General features: G+C 37.8%; 14 protein-coding genes. 10 read left to right on the top strand and 4 right to left on the bottom strand.

The features are described from left to right. From AC625_RS22035 to AC625_RS22025, 4 genes are all read left to right on the top strand, one after another. On the top strand, positions 1 to 480 hold the full coding sequence (locus AC625_RS22035; protein ID WP_049683227.1) for a lasso peptide biosynthesis B2 protein: 480 nt from the start codon (positions 1 to 3) through the stop codon (positions 478 to 480). Positions 481 to 979: 499 nt separating this feature from the next. Continuing rightward, a complete protein-coding gene (locus AC625_RS22030; protein WP_049683226.1) occupies positions 980 to 2,776 on the top strand; it encodes an ABC transporter ATP-binding protein in 1,797 nt (598 codons plus the stop codon). 153 nt (positions 2,777 to 2,929) lie between these two features. Then, positions 2,930 to 3,061: a paeninodin family lasso peptide gene (locus tag AC625_RS27060; RefSeq protein ID WP_156187615.1), complete on the top strand. Its 132-nt coding sequence runs from the start codon at positions 2,930 to 2,932 to the stop codon at positions 3,059 to 3,061. Between the two features lie 104 nt (positions 3,062 to 3,165). Continuing rightward, entirely contained in the window at positions 3,166 to 3,810 is a 645-nt protein-coding gene (locus tag AC625_RS22025; RefSeq protein ID WP_156187614.1) for a hypothetical protein, read from the top strand. Between the two features lie 145 nt (positions 3,811 to 3,955). Here the strand turns inward: AC625_RS22025 and AC625_RS22020 are convergent, their stop codons facing one another. Beyond that, a complete protein-coding gene (locus AC625_RS22020) occupies positions 3,956 to 5,134 on the bottom strand; it encodes a copper amine oxidase N-terminal domain-containing protein (RefSeq protein WP_049683224.1) in 1,179 nt (392 codons plus the stop codon). Between the two features lie 355 nt (positions 5,135 to 5,489). On the opposite strand from AC625_RS22020, the gene AC625_RS22015 reads away from it, so the two are divergent. Together AC625_RS22015 and AC625_RS22010 are read left to right on the top strand one after the other, a co-directional pair. Further along, positions 5,490 to 6,767 carry an S-layer homology domain-containing protein gene (locus AC625_RS22015; RefSeq protein WP_049683223.1) on the top strand — a complete coding sequence of 426 codons (1,278 nt, stop codon included), beginning with the start codon at positions 5,490 to 5,492 and terminating at the stop codon, positions 6,765 to 6,767. A 115-nt stretch (positions 6,768 to 6,882) separates the two neighbouring features. Next, on the top strand, positions 6,883 to 7,068 hold the full coding sequence (locus AC625_RS22010; RefSeq protein WP_049683222.1) for a hypothetical protein: 186 nt from the start codon (positions 6,883 to 6,885) through the stop codon (positions 7,066 to 7,068). Between the two features lie 190 nt (positions 7,069 to 7,258). On the opposite strand, the gene AC625_RS22005 is transcribed toward AC625_RS22010, so the two are convergent. After that, positions 7,259 to 7,996, bottom strand: a complete 738-nt coding sequence (locus AC625_RS22005) for a hypothetical protein (protein WP_049683221.1) — start codon at positions 7,994 to 7,996, stop codon at positions 7,259 to 7,261. 253 nt (positions 7,997 to 8,249) lie between these two features. Between AC625_RS22005 and AC625_RS22000 the strand changes: the two genes are divergently transcribed. The 4 genes from AC625_RS22000 to AC625_RS21985 all read left to right on the top strand — a co-directional run bounded on the left by AC625_RS22000 (position 8,250) and on the right by AC625_RS21985 (position 19,162). After that, complete coding sequence (locus AC625_RS22000) at positions 8,250 to 10,472, top strand: S-layer homology domain-containing protein (protein ID WP_049683220.1); 2,223 nt, start codon at positions 8,250 to 8,252, stop codon at positions 10,470 to 10,472. Positions 10,473 to 10,806: 334 nt separating this feature from the next. Next, entirely contained in the window at positions 10,807 to 12,633 is a 1,827-nt protein-coding gene (locus tag AC625_RS21995; RefSeq protein WP_049683219.1) for a bifunctional metallophosphatase/5'-nucleotidase, read from the top strand. Positions 12,634 to 12,720: 87 nt separating this feature from the next. After that, entirely contained in the window at positions 12,721 to 17,505 is a 4,785-nt protein-coding gene (locus tag AC625_RS21990; protein ID WP_049683218.1) for an endonuclease, read from the top strand. 133 nt (positions 17,506 to 17,638) lie between these two features. Continuing rightward, positions 17,639 to 19,162: an S-layer homology domain-containing protein gene (locus AC625_RS21985; protein ID WP_049683217.1), complete on the top strand. Its 1,524-nt coding sequence runs from the start codon at positions 17,639 to 17,641 to the stop codon at positions 19,160 to 19,162. Between the two features lie 1,080 nt (positions 19,163 to 20,242). Here AC625_RS21985 and AC625_RS21980 read toward each other — a convergent pair. Together AC625_RS21980 and AC625_RS21975 are read right to left on the bottom strand one after the other, a co-directional pair. After that, positions 20,243 to 22,741, bottom strand: coding sequence for an S-layer homology domain-containing protein (locus AC625_RS21980; RefSeq protein ID WP_049683216.1), 2,499 nt, complete (start codon positions 22,739 to 22,741; stop codon positions 20,243 to 20,245). A gap of 484 nt (positions 22,742 to 23,225) precedes the next feature. Continuing rightward, positions 23,226 to 24,230 (bottom strand): LCP family protein, encoded by a 1,005-nt coding sequence (locus tag AC625_RS21975; RefSeq protein WP_049683215.1) that lies wholly within the window; start codon positions 24,228 to 24,230, stop codon positions 23,226 to 23,228. Positions 24,231 to 24,240 lie beyond the last annotated feature (10 nt).

The raw sequence follows: 24,240 nt of genomic DNA, 5'->3' as shown, positions 1-24,240 counted from the left end.
ATGAAGATGTTGAGGAAAGTTCTCTCGTTCTACCATGTCAATGGTCAAACAAAATGGATGTTGATCGAAGCTTATCTGTATTTAGCTTGGGCTCGGTATCTTAAACGTTTAGCGTTTTCAAAGGTAGCGCCATCATTAGGTGAACAGATGGTTGAAACACCCTTTATAAAGAATGAATTGAATAAGGAAATTTTACAAAGCGTGTCTGATGCAATTCATATGATGAGTCGCTATACCTTTTGGGAGAGTGAGTGCTTTGTGAAAGCAATCGCAGGAATGAAAATGTTGGAGAAGAGGAAGATTGAGAGTACATTGTACCTAGGTACTTCCAAAGATGAAACCGGGTTAATTGCCCATGCCTGGCTTCGCAGCGGAACTTTCTACATATCTGGATCAGAAGGGATGTCTAAGTTTACAGTAGTTGCTAAATTCGCCAAAGAAATGAACGATAATAAGGTGGAAGAAAAAAGTGGTGGCTAGCTTTCTATCTATTAAATTTCCAGTTGAAGTCTATTTCCTTTGAAGAAAATGGCGATCGTGTCCAAAAAAAACAAGGTATTTAATATATGGAAGATGATTGGGAATTATTTATGAAGTTTGCCATGTATTATCTTGTCTATTTGGATTTACCTGCAAAACCTAAATGGCGTTAAAACGCTACCAGTTACTATGAAGGAAATACCATTTATCACACTACACTCGCCTAATCAAAATGGTGGCGGTACGGAGCCAGAATTTCGGATGCTTTCTCGATAAAATAAGTATACCCGCTAAGTAGATTGGCTATATTAATAAGTCACGTAGACCTGTCCCCATGTCCTTCATACAAAGAAAATAGCTGGGTGAAATGTTTATTCCTTACTGAGGAAACTAGGAAATACCATTATCAAAAGCCCTTTCCTTATTTTTCTTTATGGCTTGTATGGATGGATTTAGCGAAAGACAAGGAAAACCAGCGTTACCTTAGGGGGATTCAATCTTGAAAGATATTTTATACTTTTTAAAACAAATACATTCATACGCTGGGAAAGTTCTCTATATAAACCTTGTAGCGATGACGGTGGTCGGATTATTGGATGGTATCGGCATTTTATTATTAATCCCAATGATTAGTATGAGTGGCATTGTAAATTTGGGATTAGAGGGATCATCTATTGCAAATGTGTTTGGCTTCTTGCAAGATATCCCTGCTTCCGTAGGTTTACCACTTATTCTGGGATTTTATATCTTAATCGTCATTTCTCATAATCTTGTGGAAAGGAAAATCACGATTCGAAATGCGATAATTCAAAATGGTTTTTTAAGGCATGTTCGTGTAGAAACGTATGGGGCTGTGCTTCATTCAAATTGGGATTTCTTCATTAAAAATAGAAAATCAGATCTTATTAACCTATTATTAACAGAAGTAACCCGTACGAGTGGAGGGACAAGTGCTTTTTTACAATTTATGTCTTCACTCATTTTTACTCTCATCCAGATAGGTCTCGCTTTTTGGTTATCATCTAGTATCACGGCCTTTGTTTTACTGTGTGGTGTATTTATCGTTTTTTTAAATCGTAATTTTCTAAAGAAGTCGCTAGCGCTTGGAAGCAGAAACTTTGAATTAGGTAGAAGCTATCTTGCTGGGATTACGGATCAAATAAACGGGATTAAAGATATTAAAAGCAATACGCTAGAAGAGTCAAGAGTGGGATGGTTCCAATCTATAACGAAGAAAATGGAGCAAGAGCAAGTAGAATATACGAAATTGAAGACAACCTCGCAATTATATTATAAAATCGCATCTGCTCTATTAATGGCTCTTTTCATTCTAATCGCGGTAAAGATGTTCCATGCTCAAGCTGGTCAACTAATGCTAATTATTGTAATATTCTCACGACTGTGGCCGAGAGTAGCCGGTATTCAGGCTTCCTTGGAACAAATTGCGACAACACTGCCGTCATTTAAAGCTGTGAAGTCCCTTCAAACGAAATGTTTAAATTCTACAGAATTTGAAAAGCAAGTGGATGAAATGATTAAACCGATTGAGATGGTAAAAAGCCTTGAATGTAGAAATGTCTCTTTTCGCTATAACAAAGACGGCCCAACATATGCTTTGAAAGATATCAATGTGAGCATTCCTGTGAATCAGATGACGGCCTTTGTTGGGCGATCGGGTGCAGGGAAAAGTACCTTAATTGATTTGCTTATGGGTCTGAACCAACCGGAGGAAGGTCAGGTTTTCATCGATGAAACCCCGCTAACGAAAGATAATTTACTATCATTAAGGCGGGCCATCAGCTATGTTCCACAAGATCCTTTTTTGTTTAATGCCAGTATACGTGAAAATTTGCTGTTAGTTATGCCGGATGCAAGTGAAGAAAAGATATGGGAAGCATTAGAATTTGCCTCGGCTGCCGAATTTGTAAGCAGGCTCCCTAATGGTCTCGATTCCCTTATAGGTGATCGTGGAATCAAGCTTTCTGGGGGAGAAAGACAGCGGCTCGTATTGGCAAGGGCTATCTTGAGAAAGCCGTCTATCCTTGTGCTGGATGAAGCAACTAGTGCGCTTGATACAGAAAGTGAAGGCAAAATACAAGAAGCATTAGATCGATTAAAAGGGAAGATGACCATTCTTGTCATTGCGCACCGTTTATCGACCATCCGGAATGCGGACCAAGTAATTGTTCTAGAACAAGGTGAAATCATTCAACAAGGTGGATTCAACCAGCTTTCACAGGAAAAAAGTAAGATGTTTAGTAAGCTTTTAGGGAGGCAGATGGAGGTTATTCGATGAAACCGTACTGTTTCTTTCATATCATTCATGAACTGAGGGAGGTGCTACTATTTAAATTTGAAAAGGGGATATTGATCTACGTGTAGTCAATGTGTTCCTAAAACAAATCAAAGTCAGTAAAACTAAAAATCTATAAGAGGAGATAAAGAGACTATGAAAAAAGAATGGAAAAAGCCTGAATTAGAAGTACTTACTATCAGTATGACGATGAAGGGGTGGAAGCCACCTGAACAAGAAAAACCAGGTCAGGGAGATTCAGGTCTGGGTTCAGATTTGGGGAGCTAATGAAGATAAATAAATGGCCCTTATGCGAGAAATATAGTATAGGGGTTTTCTAATAATTTCGTGAAAATTAGCAAACACATGGCAGTATAGGGTGGTCTGAAATGATGTTTAAAATAGTAAAGTCATCTCGTCAACAAAAAGAATTTGAAGATACTTGGGAATATTTTTGTGACATGTATGGGTGGTACAATGACCCGTATGCGAAAAGTGGTATCCGATACAATTTATTATTGCCTAATAAGCAAAAAAAGGTGATTGGAACAATCGAATTCATCCCATATGACCCAACAAATCCAGACAGTACCGTAGAAGGCCGTTTTCCTTTTTCATTCGACGAAGAGATAGCGGTAAACCAAAATCGAATTTGGGAAATTGATAAACTATGCCTTCATAAAGACTATCATCGCCAAGGGTATTTCGAGAACTTTATGCATGTATTCTATGACCATGCTAAAAGGCATAGTCCTAAATATTATATCGCATTAATAGAAAAGCGATTTTTCAGGATGTTACGAATTTCCTTTGGTTTAGGTGTGGAGCAAAAAGGCGAAGCACTCATCGGATCTAGTACGGCTCTTATTCCAGTTGTTTTCGATGTAGAGAAGATTATGCAAGATGACGAAAACGTAAGAAGGTTGTTAGAGGCTAAATGGGCCCCTGATGAGTATAACGCTCAATTCCCCGCGAAGGTTCCCCTATTAAAAATGAATCTTACAAGTAATATCTGCAGAAAGTTGTTTGGTCGATAGAATGCCATCAAGCCATTTGCTTTGTTTAATCGCATTTTCCCTCATTCATTAGTTATGTGGAAAATAAATTATATGTTTCAATAGATTAGAAAAAAGACAGAAGGCTAAATGAATAGCCTCCTGCCTTTCATGAACTTCCAAACTTCTATTCAAGCTCTGGGTAAATTTCCTTAAATGGAACGGCTTTATCAATGACTTCTTGTGGAATGGTAATAGCTTTTAGTTTGTTGATGTTTGAGTAGGAGTATTCTACTTCTTGAACAATGTTCATCTTCTCTCCATCAACAGCCAACGTCATATCAGACTCCATTGAACCTGACAATGGGTAAAGGGTTTTTTTATCAAGGATCGTAACCATCTCCATCTTTTTAATTGACATCTCAATGCCCGCAAAGAGGTCTTCCCCAATTCCTAATCCAGATAAGTTTAAAATTTCATTCAGTAATTCTTGGAATCCCTCGCCTGATAGAGAGGCATGCAATTCGTACGTATTGTTCTTCTCAATTACTTTCACATCTTTATAATAACGTTGCATGACTTCAAACTGTGCAGTTGGATTCATTTGATAGTCTGATAGATTGAGTAACTCATTCACCATCTGATCATCATATTTTATCCATTGATCATTAGCCGAATCATGGACATAAAATCCATCCTTTGTGAGATATGATTTTGTCGTTATTTTTTCATCACCAAGTTCATCAATCGCCATGGACATCACTTGATAGATTCCAAGAGGATCAAGAACCATATCCATATCGAGATTCATATCAGCATTGATCTTTTCACCTAAAAAGTTCATAGACTGTTTAATTTTCATGTTCGTAGATAAGCTATTGATCTTTGTTTGAGCAACTTTACTCAAGAATGCTTTTGTTGCTGCTTCCTTAGCAGAGTTTGTTGTTACATATACCGTTTGATCGGCTTGACTCCACTTTACGTTAGCTCCAGAATTCTCAATAACAAAACGGACGGGAACAAACAATCTGTTTTCCTTAATAGACACAGCTGTATCTATTTTAGTCGTTTTTCCATTGACTTGAACGTCCTTCTTACCAAGCGTCATCATAATGGTTGTATCATCACTTTTAATCGTTGCGGTCTTAGCTGATTGATTCCAGTTTACTTTCAGACCAAGTTTTTCAAATACACCGCGAATTGGAACAAGCACGCGATTATCCTTCATATATGGTGTAGCATCCAGTTTCAAAACTTCACCATCGATGACAACCTTCACCTTTTGGCTTGCTGCAGATGCCTGAAAAGGTGAAATAAGCATCAAAATACAAGCTACCAATAATGTCCATACGACTACACGTTTCAAAAAATCTCCTCCTACTATTTTGTTTACTCTACTTATATATTTCGGCAAATTTTAACAAATACCTGCAAGGAATTGACGGAAAAAAGGTTTAAGCAGAATCAGGTACCAAGCGTCGTGACTATTGTTTTTTAAGAAAATATGATTTTCTATATTTTATGTAAAAATTATCTAATTAAATATTAAAAACTTTATAGTACCCTGTCCAATTGGGTTTACTGTGGAGATTAAATAGATATACGGGGTTATTTGTTTTAAAATTCACAATTTACAAACATGTAATTTTCATATAAAGTAAAGATTTAGATTTACATATAATTTTAGATTACAAAATGAAAAGGGGAGTGAGAGTACATCGATGAAAAATTTTAAAAAGAGAGCATGGAGTTTAGTCTTTGTTTTTACTTTATTAATGGGATTGGTGGTTCCTTCGGCATCAGCAAATAGCGTTGAACCGATACAGTATTTAGCGTTAGGGGATTCATTAGCTGCTGGTATGACGCCTGAAAAAGGAATTAGTAGTGGATACGCTGATTTGACGGCCAAATATTTGAAAGAGCAAGGTTTACTTGCTGCATACTCAAAAGAATTTGCGATTCCTGGTTACACTACGCAAAATGTTTTGGGTGATCTAACAGCAAAATCAGAATTAAGAGAAGCGGTTAAACAGGCCAATCTAATCACCATATCTGCCGGAGCGAATGATTTATTGAAAATTGCGAAGGCTGACCCAGAGAACAATATTCTCATCCTAGATCCTGATGCTGCAAAGCTAACCCTTCAAACTCTTGCTAAAAACTACATGACGATTCTACAAACTATTAAAGAGCTTAACCCAAATGCAGCTGTTTATATCCTGGGTTATTATTTTCCATTCCCATACCTTTCTGATGAGCAAAAGCCACAACTTATTGAATTGACGAAAACACTTAATCAAACAATCCAATTAGCAACAGCCAAAGATGCCACATTTGTACCGCTCTATGATACATTTGGCGATGACACGAAGAAATATTTACCGAACCCTGAGAATATTCATCCGAACGAAGAGGGATATAAATTAATGAGTGATGCATTAATTGAGACAATGGCCAAATCCAAGACAAAGGCAAATGATCTTCCTAAGGGACATTGGGCTGAAAAGGAATTAAATCTGCTTTTGGCCAATAAAGCCCTACATCTAGATGAAAAGGGAAATATCTATCCTGAATGGGCAATTACAAGAGCAGAGGTGGCGGCCATTCTATATAACAGTATCCCAATGACGAAATCAATCCCTGCGAATCCTGGATATAAGGATGTACCAGAAACTCATCCAGCTTATATGGCCGTTGCAAAACTTACAGAAGCAGGGATTTTTACAAAAAGTGAATCCTTTAATCCCAATGCACCGTTAACTCGTGCTCAATTGGCTAAGGTGATTGCTACTGCATTTCAATTAAAAAGTGACGGCCCAGTACCATTTTACAAGGACATCACTGCATCCTATTGGGGAACACCGTATATCAATGCCATTACAAAGAACAAAATTATGTTGGGATATACAAATGGTAAATTCGGTGTGAATGACTCAACGACTCGAGCACAGTTTGCTGTTGTACTGGCAAGAGTTCAAGCGAATACTGCCAACAAATAATTTTAATCGTTACGTTCTGACATAAACTTTAATAAGTCAAAATGCTCTGCAAAGAAATATCTTTGCAGAGCATTTTCTGCGTTTTGGCGCCTAGTAGAGAGATGAAGACTAAATAATGGAGCAGCATGGACGAGCGAGTGACCACGACCCAGTACTCATCCAAACAGATTTAAAAGGAAAAAAAGAGTCTGTACCAGAGATTTACACGATTGCAGGTTCTAAAACGAAGAAATTTGAAGTTGGCACAGAAGACTCCTTCGTTATTGTAGAAGCGGATGCAATTGTTAAAGATGGAATCTAGATTAAGAATTCAGCGACTTTACAAGGGGATAAAATTTCATCCCCTTTCGCTCCTAAAGTAAATAAGGCGCCCATTGTCTCGAAAAGCTTCGAAAATATTGAAGTGCAAGTAGGTTCAAAAGAAGAGCCACCGCCAATTTTGGCGGTAGCTCTGTCTTCCCTATTTCCATGAACATGCTTTGTTTTTGGTGCTATAGAGCTTCTTTCACTTTGTTTAGCAGAGCTGATTCTCTTGCTTTTTTAGTTGCTTCGTATTCCTCTTTGAAACTATTAGCTTCTGACGAGCTATAGCCATTTTTTTTCAAATCATTTTGTAATGCAGAAAAAATCGTATGAAAAGCGGCGTCTGTATTTCCTTCCAATACCTTACTTGCGGAGCTATATTTTTGATAGAAATAGGGAATTGATATTGATTCACCATTTTTCTTCTTTGTTTGATATTCTCCATAAGCTTGTGAGACGAGTGCATCGACTTTTCCGTTTGCTTGACTTTGTAAATATTCAAAAGAAGGACGATACTTTTGCTTTATGCTAGCAACGGTAACCTTAGTTGATTGATTGACACTTTTCTTATCTGTCCCTGAAGTATCATTATTAGTTGTGCTGCCAATATTCGTTTTTTGAGTTGAGCCATTAGAATGATTGGTGTCATCAGTTTTGGAATGACTTTGTGTTACGTTTGTTTCTATATTGTTAGTATCTGGATTGTTAGTAGTGGAGGGCTTATTTACTTCTGTTACCATTCCTGAGGCATCGTTCTTACCAGTTTCATTTGGAAGCAAAATGTCATACTTTGCATCGGTAATTTTTTCTACCTTTTCATCAGCTACATCATACGTTTTAAGTTTTAAAAAGTAATAGGCTGTGCCACCTCCGCCAATCAAGATAATTAGGATTAATGAAATAATTATTTTCCAGGACTTTCTCATACTTTTGAGTGTTCCCCTTTCATACTCTAGTTATTATAAATTCTACTATAAACAGAAGATATATTTCTAAAAAGTAATGAGTCATTAGAAATGTTTCTAAAGTAATAGTTATTTGTATAATATTACTATTGTCATTGATTTTGCCAAATTAATCAAGTATTATTATTCTATTACTGTAGATGCCAAAATTCGTTAATATTGGCTGAATAATGACAGGGGTCATTAGAATAATACATATGAGGTGAAGTAGAAAGTGAAAAAATATCCATTAAGTAAAAAGGGTTTACAAGCTATGTTAGCCACAACGATTGCAGTTGCTCCGATTGTGACGACAGGGGTAATAGTGCAACCAACTCAGGTAAAAGCTGCTACAACCATCGATCAAGAGATTAATACTCTCGCTGAAAGGTTCTTTATCTTTTATAAAGCTGCTAATTTTACACCTAGTATTCCCACACTTACATTTGATCAGATTAATTCTGCTGCTGGTGGAGTTATTAATCTGTCTTCAGAAAAAGAGAAAACGGCATTTACAAATCTATTAAATAATACAGCTGCTCTAATTTACACAAAATACAGTTCTTCTAACGCTTTAGCACAAGCTATTAAAGATTTTAGAGGTGAAAATGCAACAGACTTTAATACTGTATTTGATAATGATGGGAATGTTGTAGCAGATCAACTCATTTCATTTGTTAAAGATTTAGAAGGAAATCTTGAGACCGCTATTATTGCAGAGGCTTTAAAGGGAAGCATGTCGTATTCAGCGGTTATCAGTAATGCTGTAAGCACGACATTAAAATCCGGACAATATTCAAAACTTCAAGGGAAATTGTCGGATATTGACCTTTCTGTAGAGAAGTTATTTTTATTACAAGAAAATTTAAATAATTCTAAGATTGATCCTAACAAAGATTACAGATCAGCAATGATGCAAAGTGCTTTCAGTGAAAAAGGGGCAACGATAAGTAATAATAACAATAAATTTACTTTAAATGTACCTGTTAATAAGGCTGGAATTAGCACTACGGTTTCATTTACCACGAGCATTAAATGGGAGACTAGCAATCCAAACATTGCTACATTCTCAGGAAATACACTTCAACCTAAAGCAAATGGTACAGTTGACGTATACGCAACAATAGATGGAATTAAACTTAGCAAGTTAACGGATGTTAATGTTAAAGTTGGAAATTCAGGCGGAGGTGGCGGTGGACCAGTAACACCACCTATCCCAGAAAAACCAGGTAAAATTGAACTTCCTGCTGGTTCAACAGAAAAGGTAACGGAAAATGGTGCCGTTATAACTAAAATTTCAGCCGATAAGGTCCAAGGTATCGTTGATCTAATCACTTCTGAAAAAAGCGTTGTACCTTTGAAACTTGAAAAGGGAGCTGCAGGTGTTGAGGTAAAGGCAAGTGTTCCAGCTTCTTTATTTACCGAATTAGCTAAGAAAAATAAAAAAGCCATTGTAGAAGTTCTGACGGACGAGGCTAGCTACAAGCTTCCTGCAACAGAAATTAATGTGGCAGTACTTGCTAAGAAACTTGGTGTAAATGAAAGTGATGTTCAAATCATTGTATCGGTTAATGTTGTCGATGCGAAGGCTGTAGCGGATACAGTTGGCAAGAATAAATTGAAGCCTGTTTCTAAAGTGATCGAATTTACAGTAGAAGCAGTTTCAGGTGATAAGAAAGAATCTGTTGCCACATTCAGTACGTATGTAGAGCGTGATATTGTGAGTGAGAATAATTTTAACGCTGGAAGATCTGTAGCGGTTAAGCTGAATGAAGATGGTACTTTTTCTTCTCTTCCAACTCTTTTTAATGGAAAAACAGCAACAATTAAATCACTAACAAACTCGAAATATACCATCGTAGAAAACGATAAAACGTTTCCTGATGTCGATAAGAAGCACTGGGCTGAAAAATATATTGACACTCTAGCTTCTAAGTACATTATTGCCGGGAATGACAATGGGAAGTATGCTCCCCAAGAGGATATGACTCGTGCTCAATTTACTGTTCTTCTTGTACGTGCACTTGGGCTACCAGCTGCAAAATACGATAACCACTTTAAAGATGTAAAAGGAAATGAGTGGTTCAATGCAAAAGACGAAGTGATGGCTGCTGTTAACTATGGCATTATCTATGGTAAGGAAAATGGGCGTTTTGCACCGAATGATAAAATTACTCGTGCTGAAGCCGCTACTATGATTCATCGTGCAATGAACTTGGACTTTATTAACTTTGACGCTACTCAATTAGATAAGAAGAAGAAAATTGGAGATTTCAAAGATGCTAGCAAAGTAGGAGCTTGGGCGAAAGAAAGCGTAGAAGCGGTTTACCAAGCAGGAATCTTTGGTGGTAAAGATAATGGAACGTTTGATCCGAATGGCAACACGAAACGTGACCAAATGGCAAAAATTCTTGCTGAATTCCTAGTTTCAGCTAAATTAATGAATGACATAAAATAATATAGGAAGCAAGATAACTATCAAGACAGGTCAAAAAAGCCTACCCTTTTACTATAATCAATAGTAAAGGGTAGGTTTTTTGATGTGGTTAATTCGCCAAATAAAAGTATCTATGTAAATAATTTCAATGGTAATATTTACGTACTTTTACAAAGCCTTAATAAGATTTCCACATAATAATGTTATATTTTGATTGGGGAAATAAAAGGAAGATAGTGCTACTGATGGCACGCCGTATGCGATGAAAGTCGCCCGTACGGTGTAGGCCCGAACCGAAAACCACAAGAATGTGGTATAAGACGGGAATAGCAAAGAAAACTTTAAATTATCATTGATGCACACGAATGATACTCATGCACACTTAGACAATGTGGCTAAAAGAGTCACGGCTGTGAAGGAGGTTAGAACTAAGAAACCCAAAGCATTGCTAATCGATGCTGGAGATGTATTCTCAGGAACATTGTATTTCAATGAGTTTAAAGGACAAGCTGATCTTCAGTTTATGAATTTAATGGAATATGACTTGATGACTTTTGGTAATCATGAATTTGATTTAGGCTCAAGTCCTGAGGGGCATAAAGCATTAGCGGACTTTATTAAAGGAGCTAAATTCCCATTTGTTAGTTCGAATGTAGACTTTACAAAAGATGCTAATCTAAAAGGGCTATTCAGTGATCTAATTTCAAGTGAACCGGAAAAAGGGAAGATTTATAATGGAATTATTAAAGAAATTGATGGTGAAAAGGTTGGGTTCTTCGGGCTAACGACTGCAGAAACAGCCGATATTTCAAGTCCTGGAGATGTGAAATTTAAGGACTACATTGAGGAAGCTAACAAAGCAGTCAAAGCATTTGAAGGACAAGGTGTTAACAAGATCGTAGCTATCACGCACATTGGATATGATGATAATCCAGTATATGACAATGATTTAGAGTTAGCTGCTCAAGTTGATGGCATTGATGTCATTGTCGGTGGGCATAGCCATACGCAATTGAACAAACCTGTTGTCATTGATAAAGATAAAAATGGGATAAAGAAAGATCCAACAGTCATTGTTCAAGCCTATCAATACAGCGATTTCTTGGGAACACTTGATGTAGAATTTGACGAAAAAGGTAAAATCGTTGGACAAGCAGGTGAATTAATCAAGGTAGCGGATAAGAAAGAAGATCCTGAAGCTGCCGAAATGCTTAAAGAATACTCTTCTAAAATTGAAGAAGTAAAAACCAAACCAACTGGCGCAACTGCAGTCAAAGCATTAGAAAACCCACGCACAAGTACAGATAATCCAGTGTCAAGTGTACGTAAAAATGAAACACCATTAGGTAACTTAATCACGGATGGTATGCTTGAGAAAGCGAAAGATTACAATCCAGAAGTTGTAATGGCGTTCCAAAACGGTGGTGGAATTCGAGAAGCGATCAACGCAGGGCCAATTACAGTTGGTGAAGTAATCGCTGTTCTTCCATTCGGCAACACATTAGCAACGATGAGAGTAACAGGTGCTGAATTAAAAGAAGCCTTTGAAATTAGTTTCAAACCATTCCCAGTTGAAAATGGTGGTTTCCTTCATGTGTCAGGTGCAAAAGTAACCTTTGATTCTTCTAAACCTGCTGGACAACGTGTCGTATCGATCAAATACAAAAATGCTGATGGTACTTATACGGAAATCAAAGATAGTGAAGCATACACGATTGCAACAAATGCATTTACAGCTAAAGGTGGAGACGGATATGATGTCTTCAAAAAGGCTTATGAAGAGGGCCGTGTTACAGATTTAGGACTTTCAGATTGGGAAAACCTTGCTGAACACATGAAAGCTTTAGAAAATGTTAATCCAGAAGTAGAAGGTCGTATTATTGACGTTGCAGGCCAAGAAAATCCAGGTACTGAGCTTCCTGGTGGAAACATTGCGGGCAATGAATTCTCTGGTACAAAGGAAGCACCTAAGGTTTATAACGGTGATGTAACGGTTAGAGTGACAAATATTGCATCTTTAGGCTATGCAGTAGTAAAAGGTAATTTAACTATTACGGGTACTCTTGCAGACAATGTTTCATTTTCGAATATCACGGTTGAAGGTGACTTGGATATGTCAGGGCTTGATGTAGACAATTTTGAAATTGAAGGTATTACTGTAACAGGAGAAACAACTCTATAATTAACTTTTGCAAAGCCTTCAGCAAGTAGGTTGAAGGCTTGCGTTTTAACTAAATTGTAAACCCTTAATAGAAGGAGAATGGCTAAAATGAGTAAAAACAAATGGAAAAAACCATTAAATACTTTTTTGTCAGCAAGTTTAGTTGCAAGTTTAGTAGCACCTGCGCTCCCATCAGTAACACAAGCTGCCACGAATGCCACGGACTTAATTATTTCTGAATATGTCGAAGGAAGTAGTAATAACAAGGCGTTAGAACTTTACAATGGTACAGGAGTAACGATTGATTTAAGTCAGTATTCATTAGAATTATATGCAAACGGAAAAACAACTCCAACAAAATTGAATTTATCAGGTACATTGGAACATGGGAAGACATATGTAATTTATCATGGAAGTGCAAATGCAGATTTAAAAAGTAAGGGGGATTTAAGTAATTCCACTGTGACTGCTTTTAATGGTAATGATGCAATTGTTCTAAAGAAATCCGGAACAATTATCGATTCTATTGGAAAAGTTGGACAAGATCCAGGTGTTTCATGGGGAACGGATGTAAAGACTATAGATTCTACACTAATTCGAAAGGGTTCTATTATAACAGGTGATGCAAATCCAGATGATGATTTCGATCCAGCTATTGAATGGACGTCCTTCCCCATAGATACATTTACGAACTTAGGTTGGCATGAAATGGATGGTGAGGCAACAACACCTGTAGAAAATAAAGCTGAATCAGTAATGGTTTCTACACCATCATCAAGTGTCCCAAAAGGTACAGAAATCACATTATCAACAAACACTGGAGGAGCAACGATCTACTATACAATGGATGGATCAGAGCCTACGACGTCTAGTACGAAGTATACAGCACCAATTGTGATTGACAAAGATATGACACTTAAAGCATTTGCAGTTGCTGACGGTCTCGCTAATAGTGACATTAAATCGTTTGATTACAAACTAGTTAGTGAATCCGGAGTCCTTTCAATCTCGGAAGCACGTAATCTAGCGCCAGGAGAAACAGTTACTGTCAAAGGAATTGTAGCGGCAAATTTGAAAAATACCATTTCCATTCAAGATGCTACAGGTGGAATTGCCGTACGCCCTACTAGTTTAGATGCAACAGTAGGAGATGAAGTAACAGTAACGGGAAAATTAGCTGATTATCGCGGATTACTTCAATTAGATAGTGCAACCATTATTAAAAAGTCTGTAAATGTAGGTGCACCAACTTCTAAAAAAGTTACAGGTGCGGATGTTAATGAACAGAACGAGTCTCTTCTAGTTCAGGCTAGTCATGTTACATTGACAAATGTAGATGCGAACAATAACTATACAGCTACTGACGGTACAACAGAATTTATCGTTCGTGATGAAAATAATCTATTAGGTTTAGTTGTTGGTAACACATACGAGTCGATTACAGGGATTGTCCAACAATTCGATAATGCTTATCAAATCATTCCACGTTCACTACAAGACATTGTAGAAGATAGTTCTGTTATCCAACCTGTTTCTGCTAATCCAGGTAGTGGTACATTTGTAGGGGGTACGACTGTTACATTAACAACGAATACTAAAAATGCAGAAATCCTTTACACGTTAGATGGGAAAGATCCAATCAAGAACGGTATAAAATATGTAGCGCCAATCGAAATTAAGAAAAATGCAACCGTCAAAGCAGTTGTGAAAGCGGAAGATGGATCGATGAGCGAAGTTAAGGAATTTGAATATTCAATCACGGATAGCCTTCAAATTCATGACATTCAAGGGGCTAGCCACGTCTCTCCATTTGCAGGGAAATCAGTTGAAAACTTGCAGGGAATTGTTACTTATTCATTTCAGTTAAGTGGATCAACTTACTATCATATTCAAACGCCAGATGCATTAGTAGACAATGATACAAAGACATCTGAAGGGATTATCCTCTATAGCGGCAAAAATAATTGGCCGATTAAAGTTGGCGATTTAGTTTCTGTTTCAGGGACTGTAAGCGAATATGCCATCGATGGGTATGATGATCGTCAACAGACGGACATGAAAGTGACACAAATCAATGTTCGTAACGATCAGGGTGGAAAGGTTACTGTTGTTAAAAATAATGTAGAATTACCAAAGCCAATCATTATTGATGAGAACAACCTTCCTACACAACATATCGATAGCGATGAATTAAAAGTATTCAACCCTGAAACAGATGCTATTGATTTCTGGGAAAGCTTAGAGGGCATGCGTGTACAAGTGGGGAACGTTAAAGCAGTAGCACCTCAAGAAAACGGTGATCTTGTTACAGCTCTTGAAAACGCGCCAACAAATACATTACACGGTGGCCTATTACTAGAAGAAAATAATCAAAATCCTAACCGAATCCAATTTCGATTAGAGCCAAATGGTCCAGCACGTGATTTCGAAGTAGCAACAGGTGATACATTTAAAGGCCCGATTACAGGCGTTGTCGGTTATTCATTCCAAAACTATAAAATCTATGTTCCGTTAGATGAAATGAAAACAGCTCGTTCAAAAGGAACTGCAAAGCCTGAAAAAACTACGATTGTAAAAGCAGATGATAAGTTAACTATTGCTTCGTATAATTTGGAAAACTTCTCTAATAATACGAAATCTACAACAGTTGATAAAGCACAAAAGTTAGCAAGGGCTTTTGCATCTGACATGCAAAGTCCGGATATTATCGGTGTTACAGAAGTTCAAGATAATAATGGGGAAGATGCAGGTGACTCAAAGGCGGACCAAAGCTATGAAAGATTAATCAATGAGATTAGTAAGGCTGGCGGAGTAAAATATAAATATGTAAATATCGACCCAGCTAATAATCAAGATGGTGGAGCACCAAATGCGAATATCCGTGTTGGCTTCTTATACAATCCAGAACGGGTCACTTTAACTGAAGGTGTTTCACCTGGGAATGCAACAACGGCTGTTGGCTATGAGAATGGAAAATTAACGTATAATCCAGGCCGGATTGATCCAACGAACAGTGCATTTACTAGCAGTCGTAAGCCTTTGGCAGCACAGTTTGATTTCCGAGGGGAAAGTGTCATTGTGATTGCGAATCATTGGAATTCAAAATCAGGAGATACACCATTATTTGGATCAACGCAACCACCTGTATATGGAAGTGAAGTGCAACGTCACAAAATTGCAAATGTTGTCCATAGCTTTGTTCAAGATATTAAAATGAAAAATCCAGAAGCCAATATTGTTTCTCTTGGTGACTTTAACGATTACCAATTCTCTGAATCTCTGAAAATTCACGAGGGAAGCCTTATGACTAATATGATTAACAAAGTGGAACGTTCTGATCGTTACACATATGTGTATCAAGGGAACTCACAAGTATTAGATCATATTTTAGTATCCAATAATCTAGCTAAACAAACTGCAATCGATATTCTACATATTAATGCAGACTTCACTGATATGGCGGGACGAGCAAGTGACCATGATCCGGTACTCGCTCAGATTGACTTATCAAAAGATCATGTAGTAGCACCAATTGAAGCGGAGAAAATTTATAATCTTAAAAACCTTAAAACGAAGAAATTGACGATTACCAAACCAAGTGTATCTATTACTCTTGACGACGAATCTGTGATCACAGAAGGCATCTTATTCACAGGAGAGTATGCAGAATTCCACGGTGTCGGATTTGAGAACACAAAAGTGACCATCAAACCAGAAAAAGATGGGGCAATTATTGATTTTAAAGGGATCAAGGCTACTGAAGTTACGATTGACGGATCACATGTAAAAGAAATTAGGGGCGCTGAAAATATTCAAACCATTAACTATGAAAATGGTGCGAGTGCCAAAGACATTAAGATTACAAGTAAGGAAGGGGAGCCTATTGGCTCTCCTTCTTATCCTGATGAAAATAGGGCACCTATTCAAAAGAAAAACTTTACCAATCAAACCATTCAAACAGGAGAAGAGCTCTCGCTTCTATTAACGGATTACTTTTCTGATCCCGATAATGATCAACTAACTTTCACATCGACAAAAGGAACGATTAATCAAAATTCATCTACACTCACACTTCAATTAGCAGAAGGCAGTCACATCATTGCAGTAACAGCAACTGACGAAAAAAAGAGTGTAACAGGAAGCTTCACTGTTACTGTTAAGGCAACTGACGCGACACCCACTGATACTTATTACAAAGATGCAATGGGCAAAGAAGGTCAAGCGTTAAAAACAGCCTTACACGATATTATTAAAGAACAGACTGTACTTAGTTACGATCAAGTATGGGAAGCTTTGGAAGAAACCGATGAAGATCCGAACAATTCTAACAATGTGCTTCTGTTTTATTCTAAAATCTCACGGCCGAAAAGCAGTAGCGGTGGGAATGTAGGCCAATGGAATCGAGAGCATGTTTGGGCAAAGTCACATGGCGATTTTGGCACAACCAAAGGTCCCGGTACAGATATTCATCATTTACGCCCGACTGATGTTCAAGTGAATAGTTCAAGAGGAAATCTAGAATTTGCTAATGGTGGAAGTCCGGTCAGTGGTTGTGTTGGTTGTTACAAAACAACAAACTCTTTTGAGCCGCCTAATAGTGTAAAAGGGGATGTGGCGAGAATGTTGTTTTATATGGCAACTCGCTATGAAAAAGGTGATCGAGTTGATCTTGAATTAAATGATAAGCTGGATAATGGCAAGAATCCATACCATGGAAAGCTTTCTGTTCTATTAGAATGGAATAAACAAGATCCAGTAGACGAATTCGAAAAGAACAGAAACAATGTAATTGAAAAATGGCAAGGAAATCGCAATCCATTTATTGACCATCCAGAATGGGTTTATGAAATATGGGGTTCTGCGAAAAATCAGGGGTTAGAGAAGGCTAGTTAAAAGTTTGGTACCTATTGAAACTATTACGTCTGAATGAAAGCTCGAGAAACATGAAAGGGGTGATGCTCACTAAAAGGGCATATTTCACATTTGGTGTGAATTTCAGAAATATAAGATAATTGGAGGTATAATTTTGAAGAATACTAAGAAAATATTTATCTCTGCTCTTGCAGTTTCACTTGCAGGAGGATCAATGGTTTCTATTCAACCGGCGCAGGCAAGTGAGAATGATGCAAAAACTTTCTCTGATGTAAAACCCGGAAGCCTGTATTATGATGCAGTTTCAAGTTTATCTAAAAGTAAAATAATAACCGGGTACCCTGATGGGACATACAGACCTTTAGAAATGTTGAATCGGGGACAGGCTGCGATCTTACTGACAAGAGCATTGGGTCTTGATACAACACAAGTGAAGAATCCTGGTTTCAAGGATGTTAAATCAGGGTCAACTTATTATAACGCAGTGGCAGCACTAGCTCAGATGAATGTAATCAATGGGTATTCAGATGGAACATTTAAACCAGAACAACCTATTACAAGAGCTCAAATGGCGAAAATCATTGCTATTAGCTACAAACTTCAAGCAGAAGATTTAGTAGATAATCCATTTAAGGATGTTCAAGTGAAGGATTGGTATGCCTCATACATACCAGCACTAATTAAAAATAAAATAACAGTTGGGACAACATCAACATCTTTTTCTCCAAATGAAACAGTAAAACGCGGACAAATGGCTTTATTTATCTACAGAAGTGAACAAATGAAGCATACCATTGGGTCTAAGATAGTAAATATTACAGACGATTCCATTACTTTGGATGATAAAGTTTATAGATTGAATGCAGAACAGAAAAAATGGCTAAATGTAAGTAATCTGAATGCATTAAAGGGAGCGATCTTAAAGGCAACCGTTAACGGTAATGAACTGTCTGCCATTCAATCTATTCAACTTAATGCTAATGGTAAGGCTAGCGAGAACAGTTCTGAATATAAGAATCATGTTGTTCTTGATGGAGCGGGAGTAACTCTTGATACTAATGTGATCATTGACAGTGACTATGTATCTCTTGAAAACTTAACTATTAAAAAGAATTTAGAGATTACGAGTAACGTGAAAAATAGTTTTTATGCAAATAATCTAAAGGTAGATGGGAAAATATCGATCACCGATTCAGGAGTTGTTTCAGCATCCTTCGTTCATTTAGCAGCTCTAGACAATCAGGCCGAAAAATCTCCAACTGTGACTTTTAACAATACATCTATTCAAGCTTTGGAATCAGCACTTAATGGGTTTCATGTTAAATTTGCAGGCTCGACATCTGTTAGACAAATGACCGTTTCTGCAAATACGAAGATTGAAGGGGCAAAAGGAATTACCCTTCCATCTATAGCGCTTGCAACTGGTGCTTTACAGGTCACGATTGATGCAGAAGTATTACTGTTAGAACTTCAAGAAGCAAAAGGAAAACTAACTCTAGGTAATAATGCGAAAATTAGCAACCTTGTAATACCTAAAGGTTCCGATATAAAAACGATCATTCAAAATTATGAGCAAATCAAAAACTTAATCACTAAAGTTGATGGAAAAGATAACCCAGACGTTAGTGTTCCTTCAACAGGTGGATCTGGCGGCGGAAGCACTCCTGAACAAAAATAAACGAAACGTTGCTTTATAAGCCAGTTAACTGGTGAAATAAGCGGAATAATAATTCTAACTGTTATTTTGAATGAGAAGGTGAAAATCCTTCTATTGCAAACAGACAACTTGCAATTGCCTAATCCTCCTGCATCCAATGCGGCGCTAACAGGCCAAAGGGGTGAAGTCAGGTGAAGTCGTACTCATATACTCTGAGGCGGGGCTCCTTAAAAGGCAGCTATGGTTAGGAGACGAATCCATGTTTAAGCAGGGTGAGGTAGTGGTTGTTACGAATCAAGCTAGGAGTTTAGCAACCATCCTTGAATCTGAAATGGTTCAATGGCGATCGGACGAATTTGTCTGTTAACCCGGTCGTTCTCACATCTGAGCAGTGGAAACCTAAGGCTGTCAAAAGAGCAGTTGAAAGTGGAGGGGTTATAGTTTATAGAGGAAGGCGAGTTCTTCGTACTGTCAACTATCACTTGTACATGGTCAACTGTGTTGAGGGATAAAAATAACGGAACGTTTGAGGTCTTGTTGGAAGAGGCGGGTTAGCGCCGGTGAAGCCAGCAAGACGGCGGCGCATCCATAGTAGTGTTGATCATCTGCCGCTTGCAGCTCTATGGCAACATAGGGTGAGGATAAAACAGATGGAGCGAAGGGATGCAGTCAGTAGTACTTATCTAACGACTAATTTCCCCAAAATGAAGTCGTAAGTGAAGTAGAATTGGATAGTTTAAATTAGGTGATATAGTAAAATGTGTATAAATAATATCTCTTGTTCTCTGTTATCTTCTATATAATAGGAATCACTTTTGTTGACACTCAATAAGTTAAGTTTGTAATAATGCTTGGTAATCTTGGAAGGTGGATTCGCCCTCCATTACAGCATGAATAAATTACTTAATAGTAATTAAATATTTACCTAAATCGTTACATAATGATTAATGATCTTGTTTCTAGCATTCTGTTTTTTGATTAGGATAAAAGTAAGTTCTTCAATGAATATAAAGAAACCCCAATAGAGCGATTATTTCACTGCTTTATCGAGGTGTTCTCTAATCTTATAAAGTATGCAAGCTATAGTTGATAGAAAAATCGTTATCTTTGTAACATTCTATCTAAGAAAGTAACAAATTCTGCACGCGATATTTGTTGGGCTGGCTTATACGTATTGTCAGGAAAACCACCCGTCAAGTTATTGGCATAAAGAGTTTGAATGTCTGAATAAGCCCAGTGTTTCGGATCAACATCTGTAAATGGCAGTTTTTTTGTTCCGTTCAACTGATAAGCTCTCACGAGAATGGCAGCCATTTCTGCTCGAGTTAATTTTCCTTCAGGATCAAATTGACCTTTCTCCCGTCCGATAATAATGCCCTTTTCAGCTACTGCTGCGATGTTGTCATAGGCATAATGACTTTTCTTTACGTCTGTAAAACCAGAATCATGTGACGACTTTAGGTTCAAAGCGCGTGCTATGATCGCTGCTGTCTCAGCACGGGTAATCGAGTTGGTAGGTTTAAACGTCCCATCTAAGAACCCGTTAATCAGTCCTGCTCGATTCAAATTATTGATTGAACTATAAGCCCAGTTAGCTTTTGTTACATCGGTATACATCAATTCTTCATAGTCTACTGAATAGACTGCTTGCAATTTATCAAAGTACACTTGACCTTTATTTTGCAAGGATGCTGCAGGCTGTGTTACATAGATACGCTCGAATTTTAACGGGAGCTCAATATTCGCTGGAACCTCTGCTTTGACGTATTTCCAGCCTGTCCAATTGATCCCTTCTTTGGATGTGAAATCAATCGTCTGCTTCGTTCCTTTTCCATCTATTAAAACACCTCTTAACCAATGTTTCTTGTTATCTCCATATACCCAAACGCCAATATTATTGGGTCGGCCAAGAATAGAAATTGGTGTTTTGGCTACAGCATAGGCGGCTTTTGTCCCAGATTCTCCTACTGTAAAATCATAATCTAATTTTAAACTAGAAGTCCCTTGACGGAATGGGTCATATTTTGTACTCGTTGTGATTGTTGCATTTGCTTTAGCGGTCTGTGCTACCCAATCATTTGTGTTGTCAAAGGAATGAAGTAAAACAGGTTTTGCTGCCATATCGACGACTTTAACTGACAGCTCTGCACGAATACCGTCATACTCGCCAATGATTTTCCCTGTGCCACCAGCAGTAGCGGTGAATGTAGTTCCTTCCATCTTACCAATTGTTCCCTCAACAGACCATTTCATAGTAGCTGGGTCGATTGTAAGAGGATTCATATATGTATCCATTGCATTGGCAACTGTAACATTGAAAGAAGAACCTAGAGGAATTTCACCTGAGACGGTGTTTAATTTAATCGTTTGTGCTTTACCAACTGGAGCGGTACTTACCGCTTGTAATATGGCTGATACTTTTCTTTCATAGCCATCAGACGGTCGATTTACCATAACAGGGAGTAAACTTCCAGGCTGTCGAACTGCCATCGTTGTTGAACCACCCCCATCTAGATTAATCGCTGCACTTGCTCCTTTAGAGATCAAATAAGAAGCTAAATCTTGTAGGTTCGTTCCGTTACTATAACCACTTTGTCGGCCATCGACTGTTACTAAAAAGACACGATTTCCAGTAGCATCGACAGCAACGGCTGTTCGGGGATTTCGGTCAGTAACAAACGAAGAAGAGGTAGGCATCGAGATATTTACTTTGCCGTCTTTCACAAGCATCGGACCAGCAGCAAGAATAAATTGAGCATCTTGCCATTTTGCATCGATTGATATTTTTACTTCAATTGGCGAGCCTTCCTCGAGTTGACTTATTTCAGAAGCAAGCTCCTTATTTTGAATCGAAATAACAAATCCATCTGCTGGTATGGCCGAATTACCTGGCTCCCCATATTGCGTAACTTTTGCAACTATTCCTGTATACCGATCTCCAAAATGCAAAACATCCGTATTCTTTGAAGCGTTCGTGACGATGATTTCTGTTCCCCATTCATTCGTTCCGGTCGTTTTCTTGGAAGAGGTGTACAATACGTTCGTATTTTCTAATCGTGTATTGTTGATACGGTCGATATTGTAGCTCTTTCCATTCACTGTGAAAGTTAAATCGGCCTGATAATAGTCAGCGATTGCTTTTCCGGATTTCGTGATTCCAAAGGCAACGGCTTTTTGTGTAGGACTGTCGAAGTTATCTCCTAAGATACCATAATTAATAATTTGATTATTAATGGCTAATAGATTAGCAGGCGAACCATTTCCTAAAAAGTAGGAAGCATTTGTTGCTCCGATGACTCTATGTCCATTATAGCTATTTTCTTTTGCTAATGAAGTCGTTGTCTTTAACGAATTGATCGGGTTAGGTATACCGATTTCCATTTTCGTATATGGATCATTCAAGTTAATATTTAACAGATTAATAGCCTCATGAATTGAGCCTGTTTGATAGGCTGCCTGTTCATGAATGACTCCAGGTGAAACTTGTACTTTTTGTTCAGAAACTTTATGATCAAAAACTGCTGCTTCCCCATGGGTAAAGGCAGCAGAAAGCTGTAGAAGCACTAATAAACCAGTAATACTGAGTATCCTTTTCGACAATTCTCTTCACTCCTATTAATTTAAAATATGGTTTCCATGGTCGAATATACCATATATTAGTCTAATAGAGTCGGATAATGATAAAGTTTTTGTTACCAATTATTACGAGAAATAACTTTCCTTAGTAGATTAGTAAAGAGGGAGGTAGTGATTAATGATTTTTATGGGGAATTAATTTTCTATCATAATAAAAAATCGTGTTCGATTCTAGTAGATGAATAAGGATCATGAGAATTCGTATAACGAGGAGGAGATAGAGTAGCTTTCACCATATAAACGTCATCAACTTTAGGGCATATACAGACGCTAACGATCATTGGACTTACTAAGTGAAGGATGGAGCACAATTAACGAAAGAATCAGATCCCGCAACCACATTATACAGTTCAAATGAAGCGTAAGTCCCACTATATATTGCTAATAGAGTGCGAGGTCAGGCCCTTTTGTAACAAACGACTTTCCACGGAAAGTCGTTTGTTTTCTATTATTGGCTGGAGTCACCAATACTTGTGCTTGTAAGTTCAAGTTGTTGTTTCAAAACCTCTTGTAGTTGTTTCAGCTTATCTTCATCGAGTTTAAAGACGTAGGCCCCATTTTCTCTGCCATCCATTCCCTCAAGTTGAAGGTTTTCAATGGTTAGGCTATCACCAGAGGTTGCATATTCGATAAATGCCTTCATTTCTGAAAAAGTTAAATTGGTTTTCATATTATCACCGACAGCTTCGATGATATCTGGGTACTTCGTTACTGCCTTAACGGTTGCTGCTTTTTTGATAATCGCTTGAAGGATTTCTTGTTGTCGTTGTCCTCTGAAAAGATCACTATCTTTCTTACGTGTCCGTGCAAGTGCTAAAGCTTCTTCACCGTCCAAGTTCTGTAGACCAGCTTTTAGATGGATTGCTTCAGCCAAGTCATGTGAATCCTGTTCTTTAAATTCATAAGGAACATCGACTTCAATTCCGCCTAAAGCATCGACAACATCGATGAATGCGTAGAAGTTCATCCGAACATAATAATCGACTGGGATATCAAGAAGGTGCTCAACTGTATCAACGGTAACCTGAGGACCACCGTATGCATGTGCATGGGTAATCTTTGTATATCGGTCCTTTTTGGGAACATATACATAAGAATCACGTGGAATGCTTACTAGCTTAATAGATTTCTCTTTCTTATTAAATGTAGCAAGGATTAAGGCATCCGATCTTGCGGATTCTTTGTAATCCCTCTTTTCGCTATCATCTACTCCTATGAATAGGATCGATGTATTATCCACATCAGGGTCAACCTGTGTTCCACGTCTAGAGGAAGGGTCAATGGCCTCATAAGAATTATCAAGAGTGGAAGCAGCTTTACTATAAAGATACGCTCCGTAGGCAGTTCCGGTAATTGCCAGTAATAAAAGCGGCACCAAGAACCATGTAAGAAGTTTTTTGCGTTTTCGCTTGCGCTCTCTTTTGGTAACCCTGTATAAGCGTTGGTTTGACATTTTTCTTTCT

It is taken from the genome of Peribacillus loiseleuriae (assembly GCF_001183985.1).
Taxonomy (GTDB): Bacteria; Bacillota; Bacilli; order Bacillales; family DSM-1321; genus Peribacillus; species Peribacillus loiseleuriae.
This window is presented reverse-complemented; position numbering and strand designations above follow the sequence as displayed.